The sequence below is a fragment of the Metallibacterium sp. genome, from assembly GCF_054637675.1.
Genome location: NZ_JBTSRB010000077.1, coordinates 1 through 8,641 on the forward strand (window position 1 = coordinate 1; position 8,641 = coordinate 8,641).

Here is an 8,641-nt window from a genome sequence, read left to right on the forward strand (position 1 = left end):
CACTTTTTTTCTTTGCCATTGTAATACCTCCGTTAGACGTTCTTTTTTTAGCCGTTTTATTTTTTTTTGCTCTTTTCCTATCAGGATTGGCAATAGTTAAAAGCGGCGTTGGGTTAATGATGTAAGCTTTTGCCATATAGTTACCTCCTTGCTGGTTAGCCTGTTATGCCTTCCGGTTTAACTTTTAGCTTTCCTTTGGGGTCTGCGATTAAAAGTTCTGTTCCGTTAGTGTATAATTCACAACTTTTACCTAACTCGTGAATGTAATAATTGATTTTCTTGTTTTTATTCCATTTATCAGAGCCGTATGTTATCGTGTCTGCGCTGCCTAACTTTGTTAATACCTTGCCCGCTAAAAGAGAATTATCCGGCACTTCCATTTCAATTATGCTGTCTGCCTCTCTATCGTGAAAGTCCTCATAAATATCTAATGCATGGTCTATATCGCTTTTTTTAATGCCTTTTAATTCTTTATATAAATTGTCAGGGTTCGGTCTGGGGATAACCCTCGTTCCGAATTTTAACCTCGCTTGGTCGTAAGCAATAGCTATCGACTGCGGGATAGATACCCCCTGCGCTTTTAAAGTATCAATCTTGGTATGTAAAAAGCGTGATACATTTGCGGGGTATTTTTTACCCGATGTGCGCCCCGAACGGTTTATATCGCCAACCTGCGCCGCCGTTATTTTAGCGTCATACCTGCCTTTAGCGTTTGCGGGTATAACCTTTGACGGCTGATTTGACTTTCTGCCGTGTTCTATAACTTTTTTCTTATTTACAGGTTTCTTTTTAGCCATATTATAATCCCCCTAATGTTAATGTTGCAGGATTTGCAAGAGTTGTCCCTGCACCTGCTAAAGTGCCAGCCGTTGTTCCTTGATTGCCATAAAAATTCTGTATTTCATTGCCAAAATTATCTAAACCGTTCCATATCCAATTAGACGCACTTTGGTCTGCCGTATTTATAGGTTGCCATACATCTTGATTTAAAAAATTACCTATCGTGCCAAATAAAGATGGTTGCGATGAAACAGCCGTGCTTGAATTAGCACCTATAACGCTTGAATAATTATCTAAATAATTCAACATAGACATTTCAGACGGCACAGTCGCACTCGCAGTCGAACTCGCAGGGCTTGATAACGGCATATTAAAAGTTATAGGTGCAGACGGGGGCGGGGGAGTATTCCCGCTGTTATTGTTATTTTTGAATAATTTATATCCGCCATAACCCGCTAATCCTATTACTAACCCATTAATATCGTTATAAATAGTGTCAGCCGCACCAGCAATAGTATTCCAAGCACAAGAAATAGGATTATTACAAGTTGCTGGTGGCGTTCCCGCTTTCCAGCCTATTAAATATAAACCGCCTATTACTGCACCACCGCCAAGTAAAATATTTCTAATAGTATGGTCTTGCTTTTTAGCTGGATTATTCCTGAACCTTTTTTTAGCTGTTTTCCTGTATTTAGCCATTATTGCGCACCTATCGTATTAGTAGTCGGATTATATTGTAATGCCTGACCTGTTGCCTGATTATAGCCGTATATTATTCCGTTAGTGCCTGTTGAAGTCACAAAGCCTGTTCCGAACGGATTTTGATTTTTAGCTATAAAATATTCATATCCGAAATAACCGGCAACACCTATTCCTAAAAGTATCAAAAATGTTTTCATATAAGCCCTTAATATGCCAAAAATTGAGGTTGAGTTTGAAATAACGTGCTGACAACCCTGTTTGAATTGTTAGCCGTCAAAGATGATACACCCGTCAATCCTAATGCCGATAAATTACCTATTATAAGAGCGTCCGAAACTTTACCCGTCATTTTCTTCGATAATAAAGCCATTAAAAGCCCTGTTCCTGCTTCAACCGCATAAGGATAAAAAGAAGCTTGTGCGGGCGGATATGTTTCGCTGACTATATTTTTAATAATCAAAGTCGTTCCAAGTCCTAAAAAAGCTATAATAGAATCAGAAAACACATTGCCGCCGCCTGAACTGCTTTTAGTCGTTTTAGCCTTTTTTCTTTTAGCCATTTTAAGCCCTCTTTGTCTATTTTGTCATTTTGACAATTCTATTGAAATATCTATACGCCTTTTTATATTGACTTGTCAAGTGAAAAATGTAATATTTGTTATAAATTTTTAATATTTTTATTAATTTCCGTAAAAAATATTTTGTCTATTGCCATTCCACCAATATACCGTGTTTTGAGATGCAAAAGAACTTGTTGTGTTTGTTCCAAAACTGCTTGATGAACTCCAACCTGCATTCATACCATTAGAAAATGGCGGAAAATATACTAATATCCTATTGTTATATAAATCTACTACCCATAAATTTTCATTTGAATCTAATGTCGCATAATTAGGATAATAAAGATTATTTTGAGTTGTCCCGCTCGTATTTGTAGCATATGAAGATTGACCTAATACAAGAGAAGCATTTTGTCCATTCGCAAAACCATTGTTGTATGAATACATTAAAATACGGCTATTAAAAGCATCGGCTATATATAAATTATTACTACTATCTAAACTTATTCCTCCTAAACCTCTTGAGATAAAGGTATTATATAGATATAATCCATTCTGTGTTGTCGCAGAAGCAGATGTAGTAAAAGATGATTGCCCTAAAACTACATCCGCATTCCAACTTCCAATAGCCGGATAAATATAAGAACTCGGCAAATTACCATAACTCGCATTATCCATATAAGCACTTCCGCCATTTTGCATTGCAAAATCTATACTGTTTAATAGAATACCTGAAACAGTATAATCTCTCGTATAAGGTATTGTGTATTGCAATATGCGATTATTACCCATATCTGTAACAAAAATACAAATATTCTCATTTATTAACTTAATTACAATATTACCCGGAATAAATAAGCTACTTGCCGATAATCCGCCATTATTTGCAATGTTTGTCGTAAAATTAGGCTGACCGATAACTAATGAAGCAGGCATACCATTAAAAAAATAACCATTAAGATGGATTACAGGAATATCTGTTGATGTAATAATGTCAAAACTCCCAAACATTAAAATTCTATCATTATCTGAATCACATACCCATAAATTACCAAATGGGTCAAAAGCAGAACCAACAGGTTGATATAAACCATTTATTGTGGTATTTGCCGTGCCTGTCGTAAAGTTAGATTGTCCAATAACTAAATTTGCCACCATTCCTGTTGTAAATGGATATTTATACATTAATATTCTATTATTGCCTGCATCCGATACCCATGCATTGCCAAATATATCAAATGTTCCCCCACCCGCATTATATAAAGAAGAATCTGTAATAGGCGTATTACTATTACTCGTGAAATCCTGTTGTCCTATAACCATACTCGCAGGCATATCATTTAAAAATGGCGGTTGAAACTGTAATATCCTATTGTTATTAACATCACCTATATATAAATTACCTGAATTATCAAAAATAAGACCATCAGGATTATATAATCCATTTATAGATAAAGCCGATGCCGCAGTTGTAAAATTAGGCTGACCGATAACACCAAAACCTCCTAACGCATTTTGTATTGCAGTTCCGCCTGTTCCACCTTGATTAATATAAGTCTTTGAATATTTGTTTAATTTTGTAGGCATTATTCTATCTCCTTATTTAATAAGCTATAAATTTTCAATTAATCTTAAACCGCCTATAAAAAGAATCCCTGCGATGATGACAATTACTCCGTCAACTATGTAAGGGGAGTAGTTTGTAGTAGCCCCTGTCGCAACGCTTGGCGCACCCGGAATTGCCACGCCTGTTTGCGGATTAACCGGCTGTCCTTGTAGATTATAAGTAGAAAATCCGCCTGTTGCGGTAGTCGGAGTTGTATATACCGTTTGCCCTTTTAATAAAGTTGTTAGAGGATTAAATAAATTAGCCACGCCCGATGTTAAAGAACTAATTCCGCCCTCTACCGATGATAGACCTTGCCCTAACGAGCTTAAAAAACTCGGCGTAGAACCGCTTGTATTCGCCGCACCCGATAGTTGATTTAGCGAAAAATCAGAGGGTGATGTAATTCCTTGTTCTATGCTCGAATTGGTAGTATTGTTTAGAAAATTATTTGAGCTATTAATAAGGCTATTAAGCCCTGAACCTGACCCAAAGTTATAACCATTTGTAGCAGAGGGGGCAGAAGATGAGCCTATATCGTAAAGAAAATTCTCATTAGCACCAGAATAATTCGAAGAATTACCCGTTATACTACCTAATCCGTCTAATAAAGATGAAATATCTGACGAACTCGGCACAGCTGAACTTGAACCTATGCCTAAACCGCTTAATGTAGGAAAACCGTAATCACTACTTGAACTTGTTAAGAAATTATTGGCACTCATTTTGCCACCCCTTTTGTGAGTTCCCAAGTGATAAATCCGACCGCCGCAACCGCCCCACCTATAAGAGCAACTGATTGCCAAGTCGAAGTATTTGTTGCCGAATTAGCCGCTATCGTATTTGACGCACCCGCCGCCGATGTTGCGGGTAATGTTCCCGCATAAGCGCTTGTCGGATTAAATATTGTTCCCGATGTTAAGTCAGAAATAGGCGAAGATAAAGTAGAACTTGACGCAATACTATTAATAGAACTTTGCAAATTTTGAATATCCGTTGCCATAGCGTTTAAATAACTTTGTATCGTGCTTGTTAATGTAGAATCATTACCGCAAGCAGATACTATTTGGTTGCCTTTATTTACCGCTTCGGAATAATAAGATTGTAAAGTAGATAACGCACCCGAAGCCGTAGCCGTAGTAACCGAAGAATAAGTATTAGTAAATTGCGAAGTCAAACTGGTAAAATTTTGTTGAGCCGTTGCGCAAGCCGAACTTGACGCCGGCGTGCCTGTCGCAGTCGTTGAACTCGTTGCCTGACCTAAATATGTTTGAACCTGCTGAATATTAGTTTGCATAGAACTTAACGCTTGTTGTAATTGAGTAATAACAGTTGAACTTACGCAAGATGAACCGCTTGAGCTGATTTGATTAGCTAAAGATGTTTCTTGCGAATATAAAGACTGCATTGTCGTTAAAGACTGTTGAGCGTTAGACGCAACGATAGCTTGATATGTGTTATCGAAACTTTGAGCATTGCTTTGAAATTGCGAAGCCAAAGATTGCACGCTGTTGCATTGCCCCGATGTATTTTTACCTTTAATCATAGAATAAGCCGACATAGCAAGACCGGATACCTCTAATACGTGCCCCGCCGTGCCTAATGCGCCTGTTATGGCAGAAAATCCAGTGCCTAAATCACTGCCTATCGTTCCAAATAAACTTGAACTGCCCGCCGCCGCAGTTCCTGTTGTTTGCGCCGCAAGTTGCGATGCACTCATAGTGAGATAATTAGGAGCTGAACTTGCCGCTGTTGAAGCTAAAGAAGACGGAGCTGATAATGCACCGAGTGCGGCTTGTGCACCGAAAGTTAAACCTCCCGCCGCCAATCCTGCCCCAAAATCACCTATGCTGGGCGTAGTTCCGCTAAACATTTTACCAGCTCCTTCCGTTGCTAATTGTGCGCCGTAGGTAGTAGCACCGCCTACAAGAAACGGCAAAGCGGCGGGGGCTAAAAGACCGCCTGAAGCAATAGTTCCAGCGACTGCAATAGCCGCCGGTAATGCCTCTATTGCCGCAGGTTCTATATATTTATGTATTTGTTTGCCCGGATTTATAAATAAATTCTTCGTGCCTTCGAGAACATTCGATATGTCATTTAAGGGGTTTAATATTCCGCCGCCGCTACCCATTATACCCCCTGTTAATATTTACATTTCTATATATTTTTTTATGGGCGTAAGTCGTTAATACAATCGTATCGTCAGGCACATCGTGCGTGATTATCGACCCCGCCTTAATTATGCAATTTTTACCTATTTTTACGCCTACCATAATTGAACACCTCGATTCTATAATCGTATATGCGCCTATTTCCGCATCGCCCAAGATAGCGGTATCATTTAATATCTGAACGCCGTCTTCTATTATTACATCGTGAGCTATCCCCACATGAGCCGCAATAATCACATTATCGCCTATGACAGTATTCCTGACTAATCCCGCCTCAATAAAAGAATAGGATTTTATAATCACGCTTTTGCCGATAATTACTTTATATTTACCCATTCCGTCAGCGTTTAATACACCTGTTTCGTTATCTGGTTGAATAGGCGGTAATCCTATCCCGCAATAAGAGCCTATAATCACATCTCCTTTAAATTCCGTATTGCTGATAAAGGAAAATGGCATTATAGTCTGATTGCAGTCGGATTTAAAAGAAATCCCCCCGCCGTAGCAAGAATAATCATAATTAAAGTTGTTCTGTTGCATCATTTTTTACCCTTTCGGCAAACTGCCGATTTAGCCTTGTCAGCCACATTTGAGCATTGTTATATTGTCAATCTCTTTCATTACATTATTCATTAATGTGCCGAAAGATACCGATTTTGCGGGGCTTGCTGTTTTAACGGTAGCGGGTGCAGGGGTCGGCGTTGAACTGACCGGCGCAGGATTAAACATCGAGCTTATATCCTGCATAGAGCCTAACTGTTGCGATACATCATAAGGGGCTATCCCATATTGGTTGGGTATATTCTGCTGAAATGCGTAAAATGGATTATTCCCCATTGGCAAATTTGGATTAAAAACATCAAAACCGTTACTTGAATTAGACATATTGACACCTCTTATATAAAATTACATAAATGGGTTAAAAGCCATTCCTTGCCAAGCTGTTTGGCTTGTATTATTAGTTGCGGGAGGCTCAAAAGTCGGAAGACTAAATGTTGTCGTTGGTTGTGATACCTCACCGCCACTACCGGAAGAACTATCTGCGGTTTGTGCAGGCAGAAACGATGTCGTTCTCTTCGGAAACATAATTGGAACATTGCTAAGTTGCGTTGTTGGTGTATTTACAGCCCCGCCACTTCTACTTTGTATAGGGTTAGCGATGAATCCCGCCTGTGGAGCTGGCACTTGTGCATCTTGCGTTACATAGCCATTATTAACTGTAATGACTGAACCATTAGGACTTGAGAATCGTTGAATCACAATAACCCCCCTTGTTTTTTGCCTTTTTTATTTTTATTATAATATTCCATATATACCCCGACCGTCATACTCGTCATACCGAGCAAAATTAACAAAACCGTGCTTGTCGGAATTGTCGGCAGTTCTTGCGAAATAGATTGATACGCTTGCGGATATAATATTTCAATTCCCGCACCTGTCGAGCCTAAAGCCGTTTCTATAAGCATACCCGCCGTAAGAGGCAATCCGATTACCGGAATAATCGCAGGTGCTAAAAATGCCGTGCCTAAACTTGCAAGCCCTAAATCTGATATTAAGTTCCCGCTTAATGTGTCTGTATTAGCACTTGACGAAGTAGAATTTGCCGCACTCGAACTCGCATTTGACGAACTAATAACATTCGCTACCGGATTTAAAGAATCTGCCGTATTTGACATATTTAACCTCTATATTTTTTCCGTGTTAAAACATAAGCCGTGCCTACTACAACAACGCCGCCTATTACCCACCACATATAATTAGGTATTTGATTAAAAGCCGCCCCGATACCGTTTGCAAAATTACCCGTAAGCGAATTATTTGGCGCTTGATAAAATGCTTCATTTACCGGTATAGCAGTTTGCGCTTGCGGGTTAAGCTGTTTAACCTGCGTATAAAGTTGCGAGAATCCGCCTACATCTTTTTCGAGAGGTAATGTGAGACCCGATAATGAGTTAAGAGTAGTCGCCAAGCTACTTAATCCGCTATCGACAGAGCCGAGAACCGAACTTGAACTTGCCGGTGGCGTGCTATTCATTGTAAATAAGTTATTTGCTGACATAATGCACCTCTATTTAAAAATAAGTGTATATATTACGATTTTGCCCGCTATTAATGAGCCGATTAACCAAGCGGGTATATCTTTTATAGATTTAAGCAACACATCGGGCTTAAACGGCAATTCTTTGTTATCCATTTTCCGCCCCACCTATATTTCCGTAATATCCGAACTCGGATATTCATATCCTATATTGTTTTCTTTATATGTTGCGTCTAAAGGTAAATAATACCAAGTGCCATTACTGTTTATTTTTGCCCTTAAATATACATGAGAGTAGTCTTCTTGCGTGCTATCCGTTTTTGACATCGCAACCGATACCGTTATGCCTAACGCCGTAAGCAAGCTACCCATTAATGCCGTGATTGAGTCGCAGTCTTCATATATCTGCCCATATTGCAAAATCGTGTTTAAAGCTAAATCTGGAGCGATTAACCGCTCGTATGTATTAGGGTCATCTTGAAAAGTAACGGAAGACTGAACCCATTTATATATTTTTTCAATTTTACACATTTCATCAAAGCACCCGCTTGTTATAGAATTAGCCGCATTAATAATTTGCGGATATTTTGAATATTTGCCTATCATCTGCTTTATCTTTTTGCCCATATCAGTTGCATTATTCAAAAAAGAGATGTTATATCTCTTGTTTAAAAAGTCTTCGGGCATAAGATTAATAAAGTCGAACATATAAGCGAACTCCTGATTTTCTTAATATTCTCTTACAACCATACTTGTTACCGTTAAACTTGCCGTTCCTCCCGTTA

13 protein-coding genes are annotated in these 8,641 nt (G+C 38.8%); all 13 read right to left on the reverse strand.

Annotated elements, in window-relative coordinates; translation table 11 throughout:
* Nucleotides 1-155: 155 nt before the first annotated feature.
* Nucleotides 156-797 (reverse strand): hypothetical protein, encoded by a 642-nt coding sequence (locus ACYDAT_RS15155; RefSeq protein WP_461451172.1) that lies wholly within the window; start codon nt 795-797, stop codon nt 156-158.
* A gap of 1 nt (nt 798) precedes the next feature.
* Nucleotides 799-1,479, reverse strand: coding sequence for a hypothetical protein (locus ACYDAT_RS15160; RefSeq protein WP_461451174.1), 681 nt, complete (start codon nt 1,477-1,479; stop codon nt 799-801).
* Nucleotides 1,479-1,679: a hypothetical protein gene (locus tag ACYDAT_RS15165; RefSeq protein ID WP_461451176.1), complete on the reverse strand. Its 201-nt coding sequence runs from the start codon at nt 1,677-1,679 to the stop codon at nt 1,479-1,481. The genes ACYDAT_RS15160 and ACYDAT_RS15165 overlap by 1 nt, the downstream gene beginning before the upstream one ends.
* Before the next feature lie 8 nt (nt 1,680-1,687).
* Entirely contained in the window at nt 1,688-2,041 is a 354-nt protein-coding gene (locus ACYDAT_RS15170) for a hypothetical protein (protein ID WP_461451178.1), read from the reverse strand.
* A gap of 120 nt (nt 2,042-2,161) precedes the next feature.
* Nucleotides 2,162-3,628 carry an NHL repeat-containing protein gene (locus ACYDAT_RS15175; protein WP_461451180.1) on the reverse strand — a complete coding sequence of 489 codons (1,467 nt, stop codon included), beginning with the start codon at nt 3,626-3,628 and terminating at the stop codon, nt 2,162-2,164.
* A gap of 24 nt (nt 3,629-3,652) precedes the next feature.
* Nucleotides 3,653-4,372: a hypothetical protein gene (locus tag ACYDAT_RS15180; RefSeq protein WP_461451182.1), complete on the reverse strand. Its 720-nt coding sequence runs from the start codon at nt 4,370-4,372 to the stop codon at nt 3,653-3,655.
* Nucleotides 4,369-5,778, reverse strand: a complete 1,410-nt coding sequence (locus tag ACYDAT_RS15185; protein ID WP_461451184.1) for a hypothetical protein — start codon at nt 5,776-5,778, stop codon at nt 4,369-4,371. The genes ACYDAT_RS15180 and ACYDAT_RS15185 overlap by 4 nt, the downstream gene beginning before the upstream one ends.
* A complete protein-coding gene (locus ACYDAT_RS15190) occupies nt 5,771-6,361 on the reverse strand; it encodes an LbetaH domain-containing protein (RefSeq protein WP_461451186.1) in 591 nt (196 codons plus the stop codon). Before ACYDAT_RS15190 ends, ACYDAT_RS15185 begins: the two co-directional genes overlap by 8 nt.
* A 36-nt stretch (nt 6,362-6,397) precedes the next feature.
* Nucleotides 6,398-6,703, reverse strand: a complete 306-nt coding sequence (locus tag ACYDAT_RS15195) for a hypothetical protein (protein WP_461451188.1) — start codon at nt 6,701-6,703, stop codon at nt 6,398-6,400.
* Nucleotides 6,704-6,724: 21 nt separating this feature from the next.
* On the reverse strand, nt 6,725-7,078 hold the full coding sequence (locus ACYDAT_RS15200) for a hypothetical protein (RefSeq protein ID WP_461451190.1): 354 nt from the start codon (nt 7,076-7,078) through the stop codon (nt 6,725-6,727).
* Complete coding sequence (locus tag ACYDAT_RS15205) at nt 7,075-7,494, reverse strand: hypothetical protein (protein WP_461451192.1); 420 nt, start codon at nt 7,492-7,494, stop codon at nt 7,075-7,077. Before ACYDAT_RS15205 ends, ACYDAT_RS15200 begins: the two co-directional genes overlap by 4 nt.
* Before the next feature lie 2 nt (nt 7,495-7,496).
* Nucleotides 7,497-7,877: a hypothetical protein gene (locus ACYDAT_RS15210; RefSeq protein ID WP_461451194.1), complete on the reverse strand. Its 381-nt coding sequence runs from the start codon at nt 7,875-7,877 to the stop codon at nt 7,497-7,499.
* Nucleotides 7,878-8,024: 147 nt separating this feature from the next.
* The gene (locus ACYDAT_RS15215) at nt 8,025-8,564 is read right to left on the reverse strand and encodes a transglutaminase-like domain-containing protein (RefSeq protein WP_461451196.1); all 540 of its coding nucleotides are present in this window, start codon (nt 8,562-8,564) and stop codon (nt 8,025-8,027) included.
* Nucleotides 8,565-8,641: the final 77 nt, after the last annotated feature.

Bases quoted from the DNA above. Each gene is read 5' to 3' on its own strand.
- ACYDAT_RS15210 (WP_461451194.1), bottom strand. From the start codon at position 7,877: ATGTCAGCAAATAACTTATTTACAATGAATAGCACGCCACCGGCAAGT.
- ACYDAT_RS15180 (WP_461451182.1), bottom strand. From the start codon at position 4,372: ATGAGTGCCAATAATTTCTTAACAAGTTCAAGTAGTGATTACGGTTTT.
- ACYDAT_RS15215 (WP_461451196.1), bottom strand. From the start codon at position 8,564: ATGTTCGACTTTATTAATCTTATGCCCGAAGACTTTTTAAACAAGAGA.
- ACYDAT_RS15190 (WP_461451186.1), bottom strand. From the start codon at position 6,361: ATGATGCAACAGAACAACTTTAATTATGATTATTCTTGCTACGGCGGG.
- ACYDAT_RS15175 (WP_461451180.1), bottom strand. From the start codon at position 3,628: ATGCCTACAAAATTAAACAAATATTCAAAGACTTATATTAATCAAGGT.
- ACYDAT_RS15160 (WP_461451174.1), bottom strand. From the start codon at position 1,479: ATGGCTAAATACAGGAAAACAGCTAAAAAAAGGTTCAGGAATAATCCA.
- ACYDAT_RS15185 (WP_461451184.1), bottom strand. From the start codon at position 5,778: ATGGGTAGCGGCGGCGGAATATTAAACCCCTTAAATGACATATCGAAT.
- ACYDAT_RS15155 (WP_461451172.1), bottom strand. From the start codon at position 797: ATGGCTAAAAAGAAACCTGTAAATAAGAAAAAAGTTATAGAACACGGC.
- ACYDAT_RS15170 (WP_461451178.1), bottom strand. From the start codon at position 2,041: ATGGCTAAAAGAAAAAAGGCTAAAACGACTAAAAGCAGTTCAGGCGGC.
- ACYDAT_RS15205 (WP_461451192.1), bottom strand. From the start codon at position 7,494: ATGTCAAATACGGCAGATTCTTTAAATCCGGTAGCGAATGTTATTAGT.
- ACYDAT_RS15195 (WP_461451188.1), bottom strand. From the start codon at position 6,703: ATGTCTAATTCAAGTAACGGTTTTGATGTTTTTAATCCAAATTTGCCA.
- ACYDAT_RS15165 (WP_461451176.1), bottom strand. From the start codon at position 1,679: ATGAAAACATTTTTGATACTTTTAGGAATAGGTGTTGCCGGTTATTTC.